Source organism: Ignavibacteria bacterium, assembly GCA_016873775.1.
In the GTDB taxonomy this organism is placed as follows: domain Bacteria; phylum Bacteroidota; class Ignavibacteria; order UBA10030; family F1-140-MAGs086; genus JAGXRH01.
This window is the reverse complement of sequence record VGWC01000041.1, coordinates 1-19,756: the sequence shown is the minus strand read 5'-3', so window position 1 is coordinate 19,756 and position 19,756 is coordinate 1. Positions and strand designations below refer to the sequence as shown.

The 19,756-nt window shown below is 38.4% G+C and carries 22 protein-coding genes, 1 tRNA gene and 1 pseudogene; 2 read left to right on the top strand and 22 right to left on the bottom strand.

All coding sequences use genetic code 11. The annotated features are described in order from the left end of the window. Window positions 1–28: 28 nt before the first annotated feature. The 16 genes from FJ218_07100 to FJ218_07025 form a co-directional block, all read right to left on the bottom strand. Window positions 29–382, bottom strand: a complete 354-nt coding sequence (locus FJ218_07100) for a nucleotidyltransferase domain-containing protein (GenBank protein MBM4166665.1) — start codon at window positions 380–382, stop codon at window positions 29–31. 312 nt (window positions 383–694) lie between these two features. Next, on the bottom strand, window positions 695–925 hold the full coding sequence (locus FJ218_07095; protein MBM4166664.1) for a DUF2283 domain-containing protein: 231 nt from the start codon (window positions 923–925) through the stop codon (window positions 695–697). After that, the gene (locus FJ218_07090; GenBank protein MBM4166663.1) at window positions 907–1,215 is read right to left on the bottom strand and encodes a hypothetical protein; all 309 of its coding nucleotides are present in this window, start codon (window positions 1,213–1,215) and stop codon (window positions 907–909) included. Before FJ218_07090 ends, FJ218_07095 begins: the two co-directional genes overlap by 19 nt. Continuing rightward, window positions 1,212–3,113 (bottom strand): UbiD family decarboxylase, encoded by a 1,902-nt coding sequence (locus tag FJ218_07085; GenBank protein MBM4166662.1) that lies wholly within the window; start codon window positions 3,111–3,113, stop codon window positions 1,212–1,214. The genes FJ218_07090 and FJ218_07085 overlap by 4 nt, the downstream gene beginning before the upstream one ends. 4 nt (window positions 3,114–3,117) lie before the next feature. Further along, entirely contained in the window at window positions 3,118–3,642 is a 525-nt protein-coding gene (locus FJ218_07080) for a hypothetical protein (GenBank protein ID MBM4166661.1), read from the bottom strand. Further along, window positions 3,639–4,031, bottom strand: a complete 393-nt coding sequence (locus tag FJ218_07075; protein MBM4166660.1) for a HEPN domain-containing protein — start codon at window positions 4,029–4,031, stop codon at window positions 3,639–3,641. Before FJ218_07075 ends, FJ218_07080 begins: the two co-directional genes overlap by 4 nt. After that, window positions 4,006–4,341: a nucleotidyltransferase domain-containing protein gene (locus FJ218_07070; GenBank protein ID MBM4166659.1), complete on the bottom strand. Its 336-nt coding sequence runs from the start codon at window positions 4,339–4,341 to the stop codon at window positions 4,006–4,008. The genes FJ218_07075 and FJ218_07070 overlap by 26 nt, the downstream gene beginning before the upstream one ends. Before the next feature lie 78 nt (window positions 4,342–4,419). After that, window positions 4,420–5,160 (bottom strand): hypothetical protein, encoded by a 741-nt coding sequence (locus FJ218_07065; protein MBM4166658.1) that lies wholly within the window; start codon window positions 5,158–5,160, stop codon window positions 4,420–4,422. A gap of 315 nt (window positions 5,161–5,475) precedes the next feature. After that, window positions 5,476–6,261: a 2-phosphosulfolactate phosphatase gene (locus tag FJ218_07060; GenBank protein ID MBM4166657.1), complete on the bottom strand. Its 786-nt coding sequence runs from the start codon at window positions 6,259–6,261 to the stop codon at window positions 5,476–5,478. A 37-nt stretch (window positions 6,262–6,298) separates the two neighbouring features. Next, window positions 6,299–7,393 carry a glycine cleavage system aminomethyltransferase GcvT gene (gene gcvT, locus FJ218_07055; protein ID MBM4166656.1) on the bottom strand — a complete coding sequence of 365 codons (1,095 nt, stop codon included), beginning with the start codon at window positions 7,391–7,393 and terminating at the stop codon, window positions 6,299–6,301. Window positions 7,394–7,412: 19 nt separating this feature from the next. Further along, window positions 7,413–8,057 carry a fructose-6-phosphate aldolase gene (gene fsa, locus FJ218_07050; GenBank protein ID MBM4166655.1) on the bottom strand — a complete coding sequence of 215 codons (645 nt, stop codon included), beginning with the start codon at window positions 8,055–8,057 and terminating at the stop codon, window positions 7,413–7,415. 13 nt (window positions 8,058–8,070) lie between these two features. Beyond that, window positions 8,071–9,705, bottom strand: coding sequence for an Rne/Rng family ribonuclease (locus tag FJ218_07045; GenBank protein ID MBM4166654.1), 1,635 nt, complete (start codon window positions 9,703–9,705; stop codon window positions 8,071–8,073). Window positions 9,706–10,091: 386 nt separating this feature from the next. Beyond that, window positions 10,092–11,483: a cation-efflux pump gene (locus FJ218_07040; GenBank protein MBM4166653.1), complete on the bottom strand. Its 1,392-nt coding sequence runs from the start codon at window positions 11,481–11,483 to the stop codon at window positions 10,092–10,094. Window positions 11,484–11,538: 55 nt separating this feature from the next. Further along, entirely contained in the window at window positions 11,539–12,096 is a 558-nt protein-coding gene (locus FJ218_07035) for a hypothetical protein (GenBank protein MBM4166652.1), read from the bottom strand. A 76-nt stretch (window positions 12,097–12,172) separates the two neighbouring features. Then, window positions 12,173–12,640, bottom strand: coding sequence for a DUF4920 domain-containing protein (locus FJ218_07030; protein ID MBM4166651.1), 468 nt, complete (start codon window positions 12,638–12,640; stop codon window positions 12,173–12,175). Window positions 12,641–12,954: 314 nt separating this feature from the next. Further along, the gene (locus tag FJ218_07025; GenBank protein ID MBM4166650.1) at window positions 12,955–13,146 is read right to left on the bottom strand and encodes a hypothetical protein; all 192 of its coding nucleotides are present in this window, start codon (window positions 13,144–13,146) and stop codon (window positions 12,955–12,957) included. A 180-nt stretch (window positions 13,147–13,326) separates the two neighbouring features. Here FJ218_07025 and FJ218_07020 point away from each other — a divergent pair. Further along, window positions 13,327–13,410 (top strand) — tRNA-Leu (locus FJ218_07020). An 809-nt stretch (window positions 13,411–14,219) separates the two neighbouring features. Here FJ218_07020 and FJ218_07015 read toward each other — a convergent pair. The 6 genes from FJ218_07015 to FJ218_06990 all read right to left on the bottom strand — a co-directional run bounded on the left by FJ218_07015 (window position 14,220) and on the right by FJ218_06990 (window position 19,091). Further along, window positions 14,220–14,774 (bottom strand): pyruvate ferredoxin oxidoreductase, encoded by a 555-nt coding sequence (locus FJ218_07015; GenBank protein ID MBM4166649.1) that lies wholly within the window; start codon window positions 14,772–14,774, stop codon window positions 14,220–14,222. A gap of 64 nt (window positions 14,775–14,838) precedes the next feature. Beyond that, window positions 14,839–15,705, bottom strand: a complete 867-nt coding sequence (locus FJ218_07010) for a 2-oxoacid:ferredoxin oxidoreductase subunit beta (protein ID MBM4166648.1) — start codon at window positions 15,703–15,705, stop codon at window positions 14,839–14,841. 11 nt (window positions 15,706–15,716) lie between these two features. Further along, entirely contained in the window at window positions 15,717–16,880 is a 1,164-nt protein-coding gene (locus FJ218_07005; protein MBM4166647.1) for a 2-oxoacid:acceptor oxidoreductase subunit alpha, read from the bottom strand. Window positions 16,881–16,891: 11 nt separating this feature from the next. Continuing rightward, window positions 16,892–17,140, bottom strand: a complete 249-nt coding sequence (locus FJ218_07000; GenBank protein ID MBM4166646.1) for a 4Fe-4S dicluster domain-containing protein — start codon at window positions 17,138–17,140, stop codon at window positions 16,892–16,894. A 200-nt stretch (window positions 17,141–17,340) separates the two neighbouring features. Further along, window positions 17,341–18,081 (bottom strand): cytochrome c biogenesis protein CcdA, encoded by a 741-nt coding sequence (locus tag FJ218_06995; protein ID MBM4166645.1) that lies wholly within the window; start codon window positions 18,079–18,081, stop codon window positions 17,341–17,343. A gap of 17 nt (window positions 18,082–18,098) precedes the next feature. Further along, a complete protein-coding gene (locus FJ218_06990) occupies window positions 18,099–19,091 on the bottom strand; it encodes a hypothetical protein (GenBank protein MBM4166644.1) in 993 nt (330 codons plus the stop codon). 451 nt (window positions 19,092–19,542) lie between these two features. Here FJ218_06990 and FJ218_06985 point away from each other — a divergent pair. Then, a pseudogene (locus FJ218_06985) lies at window positions 19,543–19,756 on the top strand (site-specific DNA-methyltransferase).

Genomic DNA, 19,756 nt, shown 5'->3' with positions numbered 1-19,756 from the left:
GTCCCCTTCCGCTTTTCGTATCCATTGTTCAAGATATTCGCTCATATAAAGTTATTCCTTTCGTATAAGCATCTTTTAAAAACCAATCACCTTGAGGAATTCTCGTTTCTATATCTTTTGGGGTACGAACAATAATGTCTATAGGAAATGGCTTTGGATATAGCGTTTCACAAATCTCAAACATCTGCTTGCGATTATTCAATTTGTTGTGATACATCACTACTAAAAAATCTACGTCGCTTCCTTCTGTTGGATTTCCGTACGCGTACGAACCAAACAACAGAATTTTTTCCACATCAAAATTTTCTGCAATGCGTTTTGCAATTTCACGAATCGCACGTTTAGATATCGTGCCGGATTTTGTAAAATATTTTTTTTGCATTTCTATTGTATCGTTAGTTGGTTTATATCAATTTCTGAAAAACCATTTTTAAAAAGTTCGTCATAAATATCATTTTCTTCACTCACCCATTCTTGATAATCAGACGAAAACATTTGCAACCGAAAGAAATCTTCTCTTTCAGTTTGTAAATCTATTTCATTCATAAACTTTACATCGAAAACTCTGCGTGAATTTGTAAAGTTTTAGTTGCGTTTGCCATTGATAATTTTTGTTTTCATTTATAAATACATCATTTCCACATTCTCTCCCATTTCGCATCAACACGTTTCACGATTTCATCTTTGATTTTAGTTACATCGAAAACTCTGCGCGAATCGGAACAGAGATTTCTCCTTTTTGCTTTGTCGCACGTTTCTTAAAATTCAATACGGAAAAACCTACAATGCGTTTCGTGCGCGGATGAATACGTATAAAAAAATCATCCGCAACTTCATTGGAAATTGCTTTCTTCGGTTTCCCAATAGAAATATCAAGAATGTCGCCTTCAGAATCATACGCAAAATTTAGTTTTTGTTTTTCCATAAATCTACTCCGGTTTTAATATAATCGGTAATGTAAGTTGTAAGTAAAAAATTTCTTTTGTTCGTTTTAATAACTGCAAGTACGTACTTTCCTCCAAAAATTTTTGTAAAGTAACGATAGTATAACCGAACAGTTTTATCTGATGAACTCATTTTCACAACATCTGGATTTTGAATCGTTTGTTTTATTTGTTCGATAAATGGTTCTATTTCCGGATGTTGTCGGCAAGAATGTTTCCAACGTTCTTGTGTTATTTCAACTTCATTTTTGAAAATGTCTTCGATAATCATTTCCACATCCTCTCCCACTTTGCATCCACGCGCTTCACAATTTCATCATTCATTTTCAGCGGCGCGGGATAACCGGTTTTCCACGTTGCATCAATAAACATCGTGCCATTATACACGGGAGAAATGCCGACAAGTTTTTGCTCAGAGAAAAGCACGTCGCGCTCGCAATCAAATCGTGTAAAGACACCCCAAATATAACTCTCCTTATCGAAAATATCTACATCTTCGCTAACCACAGCAGTCATTTTCAAGGCTTTCAATTCATTGTGTTGGAGAAGTTTTTCAATTACTTGTTTTCCAATCGTTGTTTCGTGATTCGTGGTTCGTGATTCGTGGTTTGTGTATGTGAAATCAATCTTTGAATCAACTTTTACAAGCAACAACGTTTCATCAATCAAATTCGTTTGCAAAATTCTGTTATCAAATGATTTCAGATTACTGATTACAGATTTCAGATTTCTTTCTCCTTGCTCCTCGTCCCTTGCTCTATGCTCTACGCTCTCTGCTCTCTGCCTTCTCGTCGCATCAATAATCATCTTGCTTCCCAAATTCATTTTGTAGGAAGAAAAATCTAACGTATCGAGCGGAACTTTCGGAATCATAACAAAATCAAAATGCGCATCGAAATTATTTTTTATTTCACGCAGCACTGCGTTCCAATTTTTCACGTCAACATTTTCCGAAACGGTGATAATACATTTCGTCAGAGAAAGTTGATCAGTTCCCATAATGCCGAGCGCGGCTTTCATCGCTTCTTTTTGATAACGCTGTGCAACGGCAACAACAAGCAAATTGTGAAATCCCGCTTCATAATACGCCCACATCGCGGTAATTTCTTTGTGAATGAGTTTAATGAGCGGCGAAAGAATTTGCTGTGTTGCATCGCCAAGAAATTTATCTTCCATCGGCGGTTTGCCAACAACGATGCCGGGATAAATTGCGTTACGTTTGTGTGTGATGGTTTTGATGTTGAAAACTGGAAAGTTCGCCGCGTTTGAATAATGTCCGAAATGGTCGCCGAACGGACCTTCGAGCCGCGTTTCATCGAGCGGAACAAATCCCTCCAAAATAAATTCTGAATTGGCGGGAACGTCGAGCGGAATTGATTTTGCTCGCGTCATCGGATAACGAGCGTTGCGCAAAAATCCCGCAAACATTACTTCGTCAATTCCTTCGGGTAATGCGGCAATCGTTGCAAGTAACATTGCCGGTTCAGTTCCAATTGCTACTGCAAGCGGGAAATGTTGTTGTAACTTTTGCGCCTGATAATAATGAAATCCTCCGCCTTTTTGAATTTGCCAGTGCATTCCCGTTGTCGCATCATCGAACACATGCATACGATACACACCAACGTTGCGTTTGTTGTTGCGCGGGTCGTATGTAAAAATTTGTCCGTAGGTAATAAATTTTCCGCCGTCAAACTCCCAGCATTTTTGAATCGGTAAATCGCTTAACTTCGGTTGTGAAATTATTTCTTGCGAAACTCCATTTGTAACTTTTTTCGGTCGCGCTGAAAGAAAACGTTTGACGATTGGTTTGTTGTCGAGCAGTGCTTTCAACGTTGGTGGCATAACTTGTTCGAGAAAACGAATTAACTCTTCGCCAAGTTGTTCGGGATGTTTTCCCAGTGCGAGTTCGATTCTTTTTTCGGAAGAATACATATTCATCGCCATTGGAAATTTTGCGCCGACACATCGCTCAAAAAGAATCGCTTGCTTTCCTTCTTTCAATGCGCGCATTGAAATTTCGGTTGTTTCTAAAACGGGGTCAACGTCAACGGAAATGCGTTTTAATTCGCCGTTGCGTTCAAGATAGAAAAGAAAATCGGAGAGAGTTTGAAATGGAGGCAAGTATGTAGTTGGTTTAAAATTTTTACCACTAAGACACGGAGAACACAAAGTTTCACAGAGAAATCTTTTCTAGTAATTCTTTCGGAAGTAAATTTTTCAATTCCTCTTTTACTTCGACGAGGCGAATAATATCTGCTAAATCTTTTTGGCGTTTGCTTTGTCGTCGCTCATTATCAGAGTACGCCCAAAGTTTTCCTTGCAATACATCTTCGATTGAAGCAACGGGAAGTTTATAACCAAGAACATTTTTTTTCGCTGCTCGTTTTACAAATTCTTGATAACGTTCATCGCGTTGAATTTGAATTCGTAAATCAGAATCAGTTACCGAAATGTTGATGCTATGTTTTTCAGTTTTTACTTTCCAATCTTTCGGAAATGAAGAAAGCAATTCACTGGTAAAACTCATAGCAACAATTACATCCAAATCCAAACTTACAATTGGCTCAGCGTACGCATTTACAGCAAGTCCGCCGATGACACAGAAAGGAATTTTCTTTGCTTCAAGAAGTTCAACAAATTCTTGCAAAAAATCCCGCTTGCTGTTGCTGATAGTGTTGTAGAAAGATTTAGCGGTCATTTCCCTATTCTTTTCAAAATAAGTTCTTTTACTTTTGCTGCAATTGAAATTGATTCTTTTGCTTCTTCGATTGTTGGTACATAGTAAACGTCGGGATAGCGGATTTCAACTGCGTAATCGGTCAATGTATCAGCATCAATTTTTAGCTTTTCAATTTCATCATCGTATTGTTCGCAGAGAGTAATCAGTTCTCCAATCTCGTGAGTTTTAGGAAATGCAACTCCAAGAAAAACTAAATACGCTTTCAAAAATTTTTCGACTGCTTGCTGACTGTGAAAACAAACATTTTCCGTTATCACATTTTCTTGTGAGAGAAGTTGCTGAGCGGTTGCAAAATCTCTTTCCGCTTTGTCGAGCCAACCTTCAACTAATTCTTGTCTTGTTTTCATAGAGAATTTTTCCTTGTTCAAAAGCGGTGGTGATAAATGCTTCTTTTACATTTTTCCATTCCTCGATTTCACTTTCTGTATAAACTAAAATATCTTTCGGAATACTCGTTAATCCCCAAAGTTTTTTTCTGATTTCTCTTGCACGTTTGTAGCGCGGTTGATTGCTGTTTTTTACAACGACAAGAATATCAACATCGCTTGTTTCTTTTGGAACTCCATACGCATACGAACCGAAGAGAATTATTTTTTCCGGGTGAATGGTTTCAACAATCTTTTGGGAAAGTTGCGTTAGTTTGTTTTGGTGAAGCATAGTTTAAATAATCAATTGCAGAAAATCTCGCTTGCTGTTGCTGATAGTGTTGTAGAAAGATTTAGCGGTCATAGTTTATTATGAAAACAATTCGTCTTCAACTATTTTCATGCACTTGTTCACATAAAACATATCAGGCTCATGTTTTGTCGCACGAACTCTGATTTCAAACTCAGGGTTTTTGGGATGTTCATTATCAAACAGTATTAAACCAATTCCAAAACTTCTTCCAAGTGCATCGAGGCGAGCAATATCTTCTTCCGGAGAATTATTAGGCACAACGATGTATGATTTGTGACTGAATAATTTGTAAGAACATGCTTGACCAAACGCGGTAATCAAACTTGATGAATCGACTTTTATTTCTACCGAAATTATTTCAGTTGGTGGTTTTATTATATCACTCTTGCGCGGTTCTCGAATCCCAATTACATCAGGTGTTCCCCATTTATCTTTGAATTTATTTCCTCCAATCGCTATCGCTTTTGTACACTCCTCCAATTCATTAACTAACCATTCTGCAAACGGTTCATAAAATTCTTCTTCTTTTATTTTAGATATTTTTTTGTTAGCAGTTCTTTCTTCTATATGAACTTCTATTTTTATGAAATCGGTGTGTCGAAAATAACCACGTGATGGTTTATATACTCTTTCAGGAAAAAGCGTATCCAAATTCCAAATACTTCCTTGAATTGTATTTACAGGAAAACTTTGAAACTCATCTTGTAGTTTTTTCACAAGTTCTGAATAACGAATTCCTGATGATGTTGATTTTAAAAACTCAATCGCTTTGTTTCTTATTTCTTCTCTTCGAGTCATAATTTTTTCTTTCTCACCTTAAAATTTTCAATTTCATTTCTCCATTACTCCATCTCCTCGCTTCTCCATCCTTTTCCACTTCGCACGCCGATAACGTGCAATACTTTTTCGACAAAACCATTTACGTATTCATCAACAGTTTTGGGAACGAAATACAGCGGCGGAGAAATCGGCATAATGATTACGCCTTGTGCAGAAAGTTTTGCGCTTTGTTCAAGCACTTGCGAAACCATAATTTTTGAGAAATTGAAAATTCTTTTCGAGCAAAAAGTGAACTTCCCATTTTGAATAAGAATCAATAAATCTTGCGATTCGTTATGTTAACATCGGATTGTTCTCCATTTTCCACGCGTGAATTGCATTGTTAGCATACATAGGAAGAACGGGAAGAGAATCAACAGCAGAACAAATTTCTAAGTCGTTTTCACAACCGATTTCTTTCAAGAATAAACCATGTTCGGAGTTTTGCAACATTTCTAAAATACTATGACCGAAATTTTCATACAATGCAAGTGCGGCAACGGCAGCATCGGTTGGCTCAATGGGCGCAGCATCAGCAACTTTGCGGATAATCATTCCTGCGCATACCGTATCTTCAATGCAAAATGCGTGTTGCTTTCCCGCGCAAATAATCATAAAATCCTGATTTTGCTGCAACAGAAAATCTGCAACGAGTGAAACATTCACAAAACTTCCGACGATAGAATATTTCGCGAATTTCGTTTTCACCAACGCAACCGCGCCGTTGGTTGAAGTGAACACAACGGTTTTGTTTTTCACTTTTTCTTCCGAATATTCCGAAGGAGAATTGCCGAGATGAAAGCCTTCGATCTTGACGCCGTTACGTTCGCCGCCGAGAATAACACTTCCGCCAGTATTTGCGGCAATTTTTCCTGCTTCGGCAACGGTGGTAACGGGAACAACTTCTTTTGCGCTGTTGTAAATTGCGGTTGCAATACTTGTGCTTGCGCGAAGCACGTCAATAACAACAATTGTTTTTTCTTTCAGAAGAAGTTCTTCGATGTTTTGCGGAAAGAAATAGATGTCAACTTTCATACGACCACGAAAAATGCAAAATGAAAAAGTAAAAATGCATAACATTCTGAAAACCGTGAAGACGATTTAGAATCTTTCATTTTTAAAGTTGAATTGAAACAAAGGGTAATTTCACAATCGTTGCTTTCTCTTGTTTGTTGCGAATCAGAACATCAATCGAATTTCCAATTGCGAGATGTTCTGTTGCAACATATCCTAATCCGATTCCTTTGTTCAGTGTTGGCGACATTGTTCCGCTGGTTACTTCGCCGCTCTGCTTTCCGTTGGAATGAATTGCATAATGTTGTCGTGGAATCGCTTTATCATTTTCCAAAACAAAACCGACAAGTTTTCGTTTTAAGCCGTGATGTTGTTGTTGCAATAAAATATTTTTTCCGATGAAGTTTTCTTTGTTCAATTTTGTAATCCAACCAAGCGATGCTTCGAGTGGTGTTGTTGTTTTATCAATATCGTTTCCATATAAACAAAATCCCATTTCCAATCGTAACGAATCGCGCGCGCCAAGTCCACACGGCTGAATTCTAAATTCGTCTCCTGCGTCGAACATTGCATTCCACAATTTTTCGGAATCGTTTTCGTTTGCAGAAAAATATATTTCGAAACCGAGTTCGCCTGTGTAACCGGTGCGAGAAATCAACGCATCAACGCCGGCAATTTTTCCGTACGTAAATGTATAATATTTCAGTTGCGACAAATCAACAGGAGAAATTTTTTGCAGCGTTGCAAGAGAATTTTTTCCTTGAATTGCAAGGAGAGAGATTTCATCGCTTCTATCTATGAGTTCAACAGAAAAATTCCTTGCGTTCGATTTCAGCCAATCAAAATCTTTGTCTTTGTTCGATGCATTTACCACAAGTTGAATGTAATCGTGGCAATGATACACAAGTAAATCGTCAATAATTCCACCGTTGTCGTAGCACATCGCGGAGTACTGTACTTTTCCTCTTTCAAGTTTGGTAACATCATTTGTCGTAACATAATTGACGAAAGCAAATGCATCGTTTCCGCGCACTTCGATTTCTCCCATGTGCGAAACATCGAACACACCAACGGAATTTCGAACAACGTTGTGTTCCTGAATGATGCTCGTGTACGAAACCGGCATTTCGTATTCCGCAAATTCGACGAACTTTGCGCCGAGATGTTTGTGAATGCTATTGAAAGAAGTTGTTTTCATTTTGATAAACGAACCACAATCACGATTTCGCTTTCTTCCAGTCATCCAAAAACTTTTTGATTCCAATATCCGTAAGCGGATGATGAATGAGTTGTTCGAATACTTTATAAGGAATCGTTGCAATATGTGCGCCAATCAACGCAGAATGAACAACATGCAACGGATGACGACAACTTGCAACAAGCACTTGCGTTTCGAATTCATAGTTGTTGTATATCTGAATAATGTGTTCAATCAAATTCATTCCGTCTTCACTGATATCATCAAGCCGTCCGACAAATGGAGAAATGATGTATGCTCCCGCTTTTGCTGCAAGTAATGCTTGACTTGGAGAAAAACATAACGTAACGTTGCATCGAATTCTTTCCGCTTTAAACTTTTGCACTGCGATAAGTCCTTCTTTAATGAGCGGAACTTTGATGATAATATTATCAGCAATTTTTGCAAGTTCGCGTCCTTCATTTACCATTCCATCGGCATCCATTGCAGTTACTTCTGCGCTCACATCTCCTTTAACAATGGAGCATATTTCTTTCAACATTTCAGTAAATGAACGTTGCTCTTTTGCAACGAGACTGGGATTAGTAGTAACGCCGTCAAGGATTCCCATACTTGCAGCATCGCGAATTTCCTGAACGTTCGCCGTATCGAGAAAAAGTTTCATAAAAAATTTCTTGTTAATTGTTATCGTATTTAGAAGTGATATTCTCTCTGTTTTTTGTTAGAAGAATATGAAAATCGTGTTGAGCAAGTTTTTCCGTTGGTTCAACTTTGATATGCACGCGGTATTTCAACATCATTTGCAGAACTCTGCTCGGTAAACCATGATGCAGAAATTCTGAAACGACCGGATTTACTTCAAGAATAAATCGTTTGAATCCACGGTTATCCGCTTTATACCTGCGAATCCATCGCTCAATATTATTGGAAACCGTTGCTTTGGATATAACGATGCCAACTCCTTGACAAAGTGGACACGGTTCCGAAAACGAATGAAGCACGCTTTGACGAATACGTTGCCGTGTCATCTCGCAAATGCCAAATTCCGACATTGGAAGCACCGTAGTTTTTGCGCGGTCTTTTCGTAATTCTTTCCGCAGTTCGTCGAGTACTCTTTTCTGATTGCGCTCGTCTTGCAAGTCAATAAAATCTATAACGCAAATTCCGCCTAAATCGCGAAGACGAAGTTGTCGCGCAATTTCTCGCGCCGCTTCCAAATTTGTTTGCAACGAATTCAGTTCTTGGTCTTGTTTTTTTGCAAATCGTCCCGTGTTCACATCGCAGACAACCATTGCTTCCGTTGGCTCGATAACGATAGAGCCGCCGCTGCGCAATGGAACTTTTTTTTGCATCGCAAACGTCAATTCTTTTTCAATTCCGAACACATCGAATATCGGCTCACGTCCTTTGTATGGTTCAACTTTTTCCAACAACGCCGGCTGATTCGATTGTAAATACGCACGAACTTCCCGAAACGTATTTTTTGAATCGCACACGATTCGTTCAACATCGGGAGTAAGTAAATCACGAAGTACGCCGTGTGTAGATTCCACATCTTTATATACTAATTTGGGCGGAGTTCCTTCTTTTATTTCTTTTTCAATCTCGTGCCAATTATCAATCAACGATTTTAAATCTTGTCGTAATATTTCTTCGTCTTGTTCCATTGCAACCGTACGAATAATAACTCCAAGATTTTCGTTGCGCGGGAGAATGCTCCGCACTAAAAATCGCAAACGACGCTTCTCGCGGAAATTGGTCATTCGTTTGGAAACGCCAATAGTTTTTCGGAAAGGAAGAAGAACAAGAAATCTTCCGGGAAGAGAAATTTCTGATGTTACACGAACTCCTTTATTTCCCGTTGGTTCTTTTGTAACCTGTACAAGAATACTATCGCCGCGAACAAGTTGTTCGTATGGCTCTACTTCTGCAAGAGGTTCGCTTGCGGAGTTGTTGCGTTGACGTCGTTGAGAATTTTGCTGTTGATTGGATTGAGAAGAAGCATTCGTTTCGTTTTCTTCTTCGTCATCGTCCATTATATCAACTTCATCTTCTTCGTCTAAGAGATGGGTATAATCACTGCTGGTGGAGCCAACATCGGAAAAATGAAGAAACGCATCTTGTTGCAAGCCAACATCAATGAATGCGGCACGGATGCCGGGCATAACTTTTGCAATTTTGGCAAGATAAATGTTTCCCACGTAGTGTTCTTTTTCCGGGGTTTCAACGTGAAGTTCGACAAGGCGCCCTTCTTCGAGAATTGCAATACGGGTTTCGGTATCCGTATCATTGAAAATAATTTCTTTTCGCATAATGCCGTAAAATTATCATTTGAAAAATACGTGACTGCGTTCATACGAGAAGAAAGCGTATTACTTTCATTGGCATACAAGTTGAAAAGTAAAGAAAAAAAACTTTGTGTGTAAAGTATGCTTCTCTTGAAGAACATCATCACGCCGTTATTGAATTGTGTGTAGTGTTGTAGAAGTATGTATAACATAGTAATTGTTGATTTCTGATTCTCTTCACGATAACATATTTTGAACAGAAGAAAAAGAAATCTGTCATTCCGCCCGAAACATTCTGCTCCCTGTTTCACAAAGTACGGGCGGTTGTGCAAAAAAAGTATGAAAAAATTAGAGAGGGAAAAAACATTCTGAAATTTTTTTTGAACTCCTATTTCCCTTCTCAAATTATTTTATCGGAACGTCATCGAAGGTTCTGCGTGAACCAAAACCGATTGAACATTCGGAATACTGGAATAAATCGTGTTTTCGATTTTCGAAACAATCGAATGAACGGTATCGAGCGAAAGAACGTTCCGAAACGTGCAGTTCATTCCGATTTTAAGTTTTCCGCTTTCCAGTTGATACACAGAAATATGTTCGCATGCAAGTACCGTTGTTTCTTCCTTCGCGATGGTACGAAGTTGCTGAACGATTGTTTGAGCATTGGAAGTAATATCAACGATTTTTTCCGGTGCCGATATTTCTTCGATATGAATACGAACATCGGTAACGTGGGGATATTTTTCCCGAATTGTATGTTCTATTTTTTCAGAAATAGAATGTGCCGTAACAAAATCATTTGCGCTCGAACATTCCATATGTAACTCGGCAATATTTTTGTCTTCCAGCGAAAACGTGCGAATATGATGCGGCAACATTCCTTCGGCGGCAACGAGCATTGCAATTTTTTCGTTGAACGTTTCTTCCGACGTTTCAATCGGTTCAGCGTGAACGATAGAATCCGCATTGGGATACAACGATAAAATTTTTTGTTCTATGTTGGAAACAATGTTGTGCGCAATTTCAAACGGAAGCGTGCGTTTCAACGCAACGGTAACATCAAGAAAGAGTTTTGGTCCCGCTTGCCTCAATCGCAGATTCATCACTTTCTCAATACCAGCAACACGTTCAATTCCGGTATGAATTTTTTCGTACACTCCATCGGGAATTTTATCCATCAGCGCATCAACGGTTTTTTTACCAAGTTTGTAACTTAACAAAGTAACAATCATTGCAACTATCGCTGCTGCGATTGCATCTGCCGCCCACATTTCAAACGATGCAAAAATAAGTCCTGCAATGACAACTGCCGAACTCCAAATATCGGTGCTGAAATGCAACGCATCCGCTTCCAATGCCTGATTATTGTATTTTTGCGCAACGCGATACAACGCACGTGACCGTGAATAATCTACAACAATGGAAATTCCCATCACAACAAAAGCCCACACGGAAACTTCGATGTGTACTTTTTGTGAGACCAAACGTTCTACTGCTTCAACAATAATCCAGATGCACGTTGCAAGAAGTAGTAGCGTTTCTACGAGCGCGGCGAAGTTTTCTGCTTTTCCGTGACCGTACGTGTGGTCTTTATCTGCAGGTTTGTCAGCAATTTTCACTGCGATAAAAGTAATTCCTGCGGCAAGAAAATCAAGCGCAGAGTGCGCGGCTTCAGCAAGTATTCCTAAACTTCCCGTAGAAAAACCGACAACAATTTTTAACGCAGTGATAAAAATTGCTCCGTAAAGCGACGATTTTGCAACGCTCGTTTTCTCTTCCGTTGCGGTAAACGTCGTTGTCATTCTTTAGGAAATGAATTTGAATATATCTTCTGCATAGTTTTGAAATTGAAAACTATCAGGAATACAAATAATATATCCAATAACCCAATGGAATGACTATTCCAATTGCCGTTAACCAAGCGCCGCGACCAGTTATTCCGTTTTTTCCTTTCAAGACGAATACGCCGGTTATCGTAACTACGATTAAACTCAGTGCATATACATCGGCGATATATGTCCACCAATCTTTCGGTGTGTTTAAATGCAGTTGATTCATTTCGTACAACACGCGGCGTTGCTGGATTTTTTCTACAAGAACCATTCCTGTTGGTAAATCAACGGTGTACGTTTTTCCATCAAAGAACAATACTAACGTAGATGAATCGGGACGAAATGCATTGCTGGGTTCTTCGGAAATTTGTAATTGGGAAAGTGTTTCGCGAATAATTTCCTCACGCGTTTGACCGCGTATCGGTTGTATTTCAAGAAATTCTTTTTCTTTCGAAAAATTGGGATTCCAGTCTTGTACGTGATTCACGGCGATTCCGGAAATTCCGTACACGAGCGTTAACGCAACGATGACATATCCGATATCGCGATGGAGAATATTATTCCATTTGCGAATTTTTCCCATACAAAACCTCGATTACTGAAACAATGACACGTTTATGAAAACGTAACAATCTCTTCGGTGAACAACGATGCTGATATTATTTTATTACCGCGCCTTCTCCTTTTAACAAAATTATCGTTTTCGGTTCTTTGATTGTTGATGCGTCAAATTCTTCGCCGGTTTTTTCAGAATGTTTTTTCCCTTTTTCAATTTGGTCTTCGACGGAGGTTGTTTTCACGGAAATTATTCCTTCGGCACGCACTTTTTTGCCTTTTGCATCCATCGGAATAACGATAACGCCGTCATCAACTTTAAACTTGATGCTTTCAAATTCTTTATCACTGCCGATTTCCATCCAGCATCCCCGATGTTCGCATACATCAACGATGGGTCCTTCAACGAGAACTTTTTTCCCGTCAAATTTTTGCGGCTCAGCAAGGATGTGAGAAATCTTTGTCATTTTTTTCAAAGTGATTTTTTTTCCGTACGATTTTCCACTTGCCAATGCAATGTAATTAAAAATAAATACCAATATGAGCAATGAGGTTAAGTGTTTGTTAAACATATTTTTTTCTTTCAATAATTAGAGGTTAAAAATTTCGATGTAAATATACACAGTAGGGAGTGCGTGAAAAACAGTGAATCAATATTTTTCGTTCCAAGTGTATTGACAAAAAAACCGATTCGGAAGGGGAAATGAGTCGGCTTTTTCGTTATGCGTATAGTTATTGCCAAAGGTTACTTCCGCAACAACATTTTTTTCATCGCAGAATATGTTCCGTCTCCGAAATTCATTCGGTAGAAATATACTTCGCTTGATAAATTGCTAGGGATAAAGTAATATTTGAAATCAATAAATCATTTCCAAGATACACATCATCATTGGGCGTTGGTAATGCTTAAACGCCAAAATCTCCATTCACCGTTGCAGAAGCATTCGTCGTCAATACTAATTGCCGTATTATCGGTAATAGAAGAAACTGTTCCAGCGAAAACGTTGGAAATACATAATGAGAATAACGAAAAGAATATTCCGTATATAAATGGTTTGTGAATAAGTCTCAATCGCATACGATTAGCTCCTTGAAATTAATTATGTGAATAACTTTTTGAACGTTTTTAAAACTACGGTGTTGAACGTAGTAAGATTTTTTTTACGGTAATTACACAACATCAGTTTATTTTTTTTATATGATAAGTTTCTTTTCCTTTGGTCTAAAAAGATATAGTATATTTTACTGTATTTTTTTTGCCCGGATGGCGGAATTGGAAGACGCGATAGATTCAGAGTCTATTGTTCGCAAGAGTGTGCAGGTTCGAGTCCTGTTCCGGGCACTCATTACTTTCGAAGTAATTTTTTTCCACCACCAGCGACAAAGTTCATCCAAGTGAGAATAAATGAAAACTCAATTCTGTTTATGTGGTTCGTTCATAACATCAAATCATAGGCACTTTAATAGTTATTATTCACTCTTCTCTTCTATACGCCATTCCAACTTTACAAATGGAACTTCAACATTTACTTTCTTTCAAATGTGAAACGGAGCATCCTTGTTTTTATTCAACATTGAAATATTTCTCTGTGACAAATCTCTTAATCACTTAATAACATCATCAAACTTCTATAAAAAGGGACCTATAAAAAACTTGGATTGGCAACCTATCTCTAACCAATGAAAAGTTTTTTAATAAACCAAATTGTTAAAAAAACAACAAATTAATTGTTTTTTCAACAATTGATGCATTTATTTCGAAGAAAATGGAAGTAATTTATGTAGTTAGTATAAATGGCATTTCTAAAAAAGTTTTTCATTTTTTAAAAAAAACACCTTATTTGGCATACATTTTGTAAGATGAGTAAACTTATCAAGTAATCTTGACAGGAATTTTTCTCAAAGTTAGAAATTTTAAGACGGTAACATTGGCGTCTTCATTCACAACAAAAGTATAGCGGTTCTTCGGGTTCCTTTTCCGCATGCTTTGGGATGCCAGTGTCCGTCTTTATATTTTTAAAGCAACACTATGAGTTGTTCAAGTTAGAGATATACCTGAGATTAAGAGGAAATGAATTTGTTCAGCAACGTTGTAGTATTTCGACTACAAAGTAGTTGACATATATACGATGAAGCTAAAAAAAAGGAGTTTTACGTTGAAGAAAAGTTACCATTTATTCCATATTCGTATCCCTTTTCAAATGCTAAAAGATTGAGTTTATCCGTCCCATTCGGCACTGATATTTTTACTGCATTTTTCATCGCTTCTGCATCAACAAATTTCGTAAGCGCAGTCATAAATCCCATCATAACTATATTCACGACCATTTTCTTTCCTAATTGTTCAGCAATGCGTGTTGCCGGAATAGAATAGTGAGTAATATCTTTTCGCAAGTTGTGCGGTTTTACCAATTCTTCTTCGGTAATAAGTACTCCACCATTAGCAAGAGAAGGTGTGAATTTTGTGTATGCTTCCTGCGACATAATAATCATCACGCGCGGTGAAGTAATATAAGGATATGCGATCGGATTGGAATCAACAATGAGTTCTGCGCTGCATGCGCTTCCTCGTGCTTCGGGACCAAATGCCTGAATCATTGTCGCTGATTTACTATCGAAAATAGTTGCTGCGCGTCCGATGATATAACCGCTTAATATTACTCCTTGTCCGCCAAAGCCGCCGATTTTTATTTCTGTTCGTGACATAGTTTTGAAACTTCTCAATACTTTTTTTTCGAATTGCAACCGTGTTTGCACACAACACAATTTTTTAACCATTATATTCCTGAAACGAATCGCCGAACACTTTTTTGTAATGCGCATTCATCAATTCGAGATATGTTGGTCGTTCTTTATCAATAAATTTTCCGCAAATAATTTTTCCCTGAAATTCCAATGCAACTGTTCTTGTATCTGCGCCGTGTTTTATTTCACTGTTCTTTTCGTAATATACCATTTGGTCTAATCCATCGCCAAGTTTGTTGCGGCGACTGTATAATGTTGGACACGGCGACAGCACTTCAATAAATGAAAATCCTTTTTTCGCAATTGCTTCCTTCATTGCTTTCGTAAGATGGCGAACGTGATACGATGTCCATCGCGCAACATACACTGCGCCGCACGATTCTGCTAAATACGGAAGATTGAACGAGTTTTCAAAATTTCCGAATGGCGTTGTTGTTGCCGTTGCAGTCATCGGTGTTGTTGGTGCAACTTGTCCTCCGGTCATTCCATAAATGAAATTGTTCACTAAAATCACCGTCATATCAACATTTCTTCGCGCCGCGTGAATAAAATGATTCCCTCCGATTGCTGTTAAATCTCCATCGCCGCTGTACACAATGACTTTCAATTCCGGATTTGCTAACTTTAATCCCGTAGCAAACGGAATCGCTCGTCCGTGTGTTGCGTGAAACGAATCGAGATTCATATACCCCGCTACGCGTCCCGTGCAACCAATTCCGGAAACGACAGAAACTTTATCAAGATTCAGATTACTTGTTTCCAATGCGCGCACAAAACAATTGACCGTTGTTCCGATACCGCAACCAGGACACCAAATATGCGGAATACGGTCCATTCGCAAATAATCTTCGACGGAATTATGCGGAATCGCTTCTTCTATTTCGTACAACATTTCTTCCATTGTTATTTTGCTTTCAAACTTTTTACTATTGCATTATAAATATCTGTTGGATTATGAACTGTTCCGCCTGCATGAGGAACGAGTTCAACATTTGCTTTCCCAGCCGCATTTCTTTCAACTTCCAAAACGACTTGTCCGTAATTTAATTCGGGTACAACGAATGATTGTATTTTCGGTGCAAGTTCACGAATTTTCTTTTCAGGAAATGGCCACACAACAATTAAGCGAAGATGTCCTACGTTCATTCCTTCGTTTCGTGCGCGTTCAATTGCAGGAATGGCTGTGCGCGAAGTTATTCCATAGGTTACAACTACAACATCGGCGTTTTCAACGTTATCTTCCTTGAAATCAACGATATTATCTGCATTCGTACGTATTTTATTTACCAAACGATGAACTAATTTTTCTTGTGATGCAACCGTCATACTCGGATACCCTTTTTCATCGTGCGTTAATCCCGTAACGTGAATTCGGTATCCATCTCCCGCTTTTACCATCGGAGGAATAAAATGTTCATCCGGTTTGAAGAGAAGAAAATTTTCCGGATGTCCCTCATAATATTTTCGTGGATAAACTTCTATTTCTTTTGCCAAAGGAATGACAACTTTTTCAATCATATGTCCAACACATTCATCCATCATAAACATCACCGGAACGCGGTATTGTTCGGAAAGATTGAATGCTTTGATAGTCAAATCAAAACATTCCTGCGGCGAGTTTGGAGAAAGTGCAATAATTTCATAATCTCCGTGTGAACCCCATCGCGCCTGCATCATATCTCCTTGCGCAGGTTGCGTCGGCAATCCTGTTGATGGACCTGCTCGCTGAACATCAACAAATACGCACGGTGTTTCTGTCATCGCGGCATATCCGATATGTTCCATCATCAACGAAAAACCGGGACCGGAAGTAACCGTCATCGCTTTTTTCCCTGCCCAAACTGCTCCTTGTATTGCAATCGAAGACGCGATTTCGTCTTCCATTTGAATAAACAATCCGCCAATTTTGGGAAACCGTTCTGCAATCCGCTCAACAACTTCTGTTGAAGGGGTAATCGGATATCCTGCTACAAATCTGCATCCAGCAGCAATTGCTCCTTCACTACACGCATGGTCGCCGTCAATAAAATGCGCGCCCGTTAAAACTGCACTTGAATCGTGGTTCATAATAAAAATCCTTATTTCAGCATTAAACGATAACCGTAAATTGCAAAATCGGGACACATTATTCCGCACATATCGCAGCCGTTGCATTTATCTTTGAACACAAGAGTCGGCGGATGATATCCTTTAGTATTATATTGACTTGAAAGTTTCAGCGCCTCTGTTGGACAAAACTCGACGCAAAAGCCGCACCCTTTGCATCGCTCGGCAGTAATAACAACATTACCGCTTGTTTTCTTTGCTTTGGAAGAAGTTGAATTCATCGGGAATTGAAAAAATTATTATTTCGTGTACCTCTTTTTCTGAATAACAAATTATGTGCCAATGATTGAAGTGCCTCTAAATGTGGAATTTGTTTTCTTTTTCTCCTTTCATTTCGTACTCTTGTTTGAATTATTAAAACTCCTATTGCAATCTTGATAACGTACGAAACATTCCTTTGATATCTGTATGTGGAAATCCGTTATCCAATTTCATTGAGAAACGGAAACCACTTTGACAAATAACCTGATAGAATAGTGAGTGAATTTGTAAAAATCAACACGCCTACAATTACTAACAAAACACCACCAATTATTTCAATGGTATGCATATGCTTTTTCAATTTGTTGAAAAAATTGTAAAACACTGTAATACTCATTCCGGTAACAAGAAACGGAATTCCTAAACCAAGCGAGTAACTTGTCAATAAAATTATTCCTTGTCCTACTGTTTCCTGCTGACTTGCAATTGCGAGAATCGCTGCGAGTATCGGTCCAATACACGGGGTCCATCCGAATGCGAACGCAAGTCCAACGACAAGTGCGCCAAAAATACTTAACGGTTTTGCTTCCGAATGAAATCGTTTTTCGTAATTCAAAAATCCGATTTTAAAAATACCCATCATATTCAACCCGAAAATTACGATAACGACTCCTGCTATCTTGCTGATAACGTTCAGTTCCCGTAAAAGAAATTTTCCTACCACGGTTGCGGATGCTCCGAGTGCAACAAACACCATCGTAAATCCAAGAATGAACATCATCGTGCGTAGCAAAATTTGATTTCGAATATTTTTTTTCTCCGCATCGCTTTTCATCGCATCTATCGAAACGCCGGAGATGAACGAAATATAGCCGGGAACAATCGGCAATACACACGGAGAAATAAAGGAAAGCAAACCAAAAGCAAATGCTGTGAGAATATTGACATTATCTGTGGACATAAAAAAATTTTTTTCAGTTATTCTTGGCGATACAGTATGTATACAAACTTCGACATTGCTTGCGGTTCGTTCAGTTTTACATTGTAATACAGTTCTTGAAGAACATTACCGTTTTCGTCGTGAGAATACGTTGTTTTGGAAACGATAATTCCTTCGCTGGAATAAGTAAGTTTTTCGATGAGATTTCCGTTGGCATCATACGCATACGTTTTTCGTTCGCCCGCTCCTTCCGATTTCTTTCTTCCAATCACGACGCGTTGCGGATTATGATAAAGTTCTTCAACCATATTTCCGTTGGCATCGTACGTATACGAAATTTGGGCAACGATTTTTCCTTCACTCGAATATGCGGTTTGTTCGGTCATATTTCCATTGGCATCGTATGAGAATGTTTTTTTCCCCGCAAACACTTCGACGATTTCATCGCGTCTTCTTGCAGATTTTTCCGGTTTCAATTCCGTTTCTTCGAGAAGATTTCCTCCCGTATCGTACGAAAATGTTTTTTTGCTGCTCATCAATCCGTCGCTTTTGCTTCTCGCCCATTCAATCATATTTCCTTTCTCGTTGTACAACGAAACCGATTTTGCTTCAATCGCGCCTTCACTATTATACCAAACCGCTTCGATTTCGTTATTGGTGCTATCGTATTTGTAAAGAACTTTCATTTCAATCGAATTATCGGCAAGATATTTTGTTTCTTCATACTTATTTCCATTGGAATCATATTTGTATTTGTATTTGAACGCAATTGTTCCATCCAAATTGAACGTTGCCCATTCGGTTCGAAATCCGTCGGTATTGTATGTAGCAGATTCTTTCCGCACGCCTTTCTTGACCGCTTCGCCAAATTTAAATTCGTGTTCGGACGATACAATATTTCGTATGTGTGAAGTTTTAATCCGTTCGCACGCGCGCAATTCTTGAGTATTTTTTTTCTGCGCAACCGTATCGCGGCCGTTTAACAATGCTGTGCTTATGACAATTAGAAAAAGAAAACGTTGCAATCTCATCGGCGTTTGTTCCTCAAAAGTAAAAAACAATGTTGAAAAATTGTTCTGGTTTTTTTAAAAGTGCGGGGAAAAGTTACGCAGAAGGAAAGAATATTGCAAGAAATGTTCAAATGAATATTTGCGATGGTTACTTTGAGTTTTGCTTTTTTATTGTAACTCGTGTTGAGTATTTTTAACCCGCAATTTCAGAAAATACTAATGTTACATAAAGAAATTCATTTCTCCACACGTGAAGAGCAAGGAAAAAGTTTACGTGAGTATTCGAGGAAACTTTCGTATGGAGAACGGCTTTTATTGTTACAAGAATTGAACAGAAGAGCGTTTGGAAATAAAAGCAGTAAAGAAAATTTTTCTCAACGAGATGAAATACGGATTTTTTCCAAAAGAGAGAACGAAACCGAAGAAGAATTTTGGCAACGAGTACGTAAAGAGAAACAACATCTTTCGCAACGATACGATTCAGCGTTTAGCAAAATTTGATTCGCTCCGAACAAATACATTTCAATATTGTTTAACAGGCGATTCACGAACGCTCGATATTTTCAAAGAGTTGGAAAAGCGAAATATTGAACTGTTCAAACTTGCGAAGAAGAAAAAAATCAACGGAATATTTTCAAGTCCACCGTACGTTGGTTTGATTGATTATCACGAACAACACGCGTACG

Bases quoted from the DNA above. Each gene is read 5' to 3' on its own strand.
- FJ218_07100 (MBM4166665.1), bottom strand. From the start codon at position 382: ATGCAAAAAAAATATTTTACAAAATCCGGCACGATATCTAAACGTGCG.
- FJ218_07095 (MBM4166664.1), bottom strand. From the start codon at position 925: ATGGAAAAACAAAAACTAAATTTTGCGTATGATTCTGAAGGCGACATT.
- FJ218_07090 (MBM4166663.1), bottom strand. From the start codon at position 1,215: ATGATTATCGAAGACATTTTCAAAAATGAAGTTGAAATAACACAAGAA.
- FJ218_07080 (MBM4166661.1), bottom strand. From the start codon at position 3,642: ATGACCGCTAAATCTTTCTACAACACTATCAGCAACAGCAAGCGGGAT.
- FJ218_07075 (MBM4166660.1), bottom strand. From the start codon at position 4,031: ATGAAAACAAGACAAGAATTAGTTGAAGGTTGGCTCGACAAAGCGGAA.
- FJ218_07070 (MBM4166659.1), bottom strand. From the start codon at position 4,341: ATGCTTCACCAAAACAAACTAACGCAACTTTCCCAAAAGATTGTTGAA.
- FJ218_07065 (MBM4166658.1), bottom strand. From the start codon at position 5,160: ATGACTCGAAGAGAAGAAATAAGAAACAAAGCGATTGAGTTTTTAAAA.
- FJ218_07060 (MBM4166657.1), bottom strand. From the start codon at position 6,261: ATGTTATGCATTTTTACTTTTTCATTTTGCATTTTTCGTGGTCGTATG.
- gcvT (MBM4166656.1), bottom strand. From the start codon at position 7,393: ATGAAAACAACTTCTTTCAATAGCATTCACAAACATCTCGGCGCAAAG.
- fsa (MBM4166655.1), bottom strand. From the start codon at position 8,057: ATGAAACTTTTTCTCGATACGGCGAACGTTCAGGAAATTCGCGATGCT.
- FJ218_07045 (MBM4166654.1), bottom strand. From the start codon at position 9,705: ATGCGAAAAGAAATTATTTTCAATGATACGGATACCGAAACCCGTATT.
- FJ218_07040 (MBM4166653.1), bottom strand. From the start codon at position 11,483: ATGACAACGACGTTTACCGCAACGGAAGAGAAAACGAGCGTTGCAAAA.
- FJ218_07035 (MBM4166652.1), bottom strand. From the start codon at position 12,096: ATGGGAAAAATTCGCAAATGGAATAATATTCTCCATCGCGATATCGGA.
- FJ218_07030 (MBM4166651.1), bottom strand. From the start codon at position 12,640: ATGTTTAACAAACACTTAACCTCATTGCTCATATTGGTATTTATTTTT.
- FJ218_07025 (MBM4166650.1), bottom strand. From the start codon at position 13,146: ATGCGATTGAGACTTATTCACAAACCATTTATATACGGAATATTCTTT.
- FJ218_07015 (MBM4166649.1), bottom strand. From the start codon at position 14,774: ATGTCACGAACAGAAATAAAAATCGGCGGCTTTGGCGGACAAGGAGTA.
- FJ218_07010 (MBM4166648.1), bottom strand. From the start codon at position 15,705: ATGTTGTACGAAATAGAAGAAGCGATTCCGCATAATTCCGTCGAAGAT.
- FJ218_07005 (MBM4166647.1), bottom strand. From the start codon at position 16,880: ATGAACCACGATTCAAGTGCAGTTTTAACGGGCGCGCATTTTATTGAC.
- FJ218_07000 (MBM4166646.1), bottom strand. From the start codon at position 17,140: ATGAATTCAACTTCTTCCAAAGCAAAGAAAACAAGCGGTAATGTTGTT.
- FJ218_06995 (MBM4166645.1), bottom strand. From the start codon at position 18,081: ATGTCCACAGATAATGTCAATATTCTCACAGCATTTGCTTTTGGTTTG.
- FJ218_06990 (MBM4166644.1), bottom strand. From the start codon at position 19,091: ATGAGATTGCAACGTTTTCTTTTTCTAATTGTCATAAGCACAGCATTG.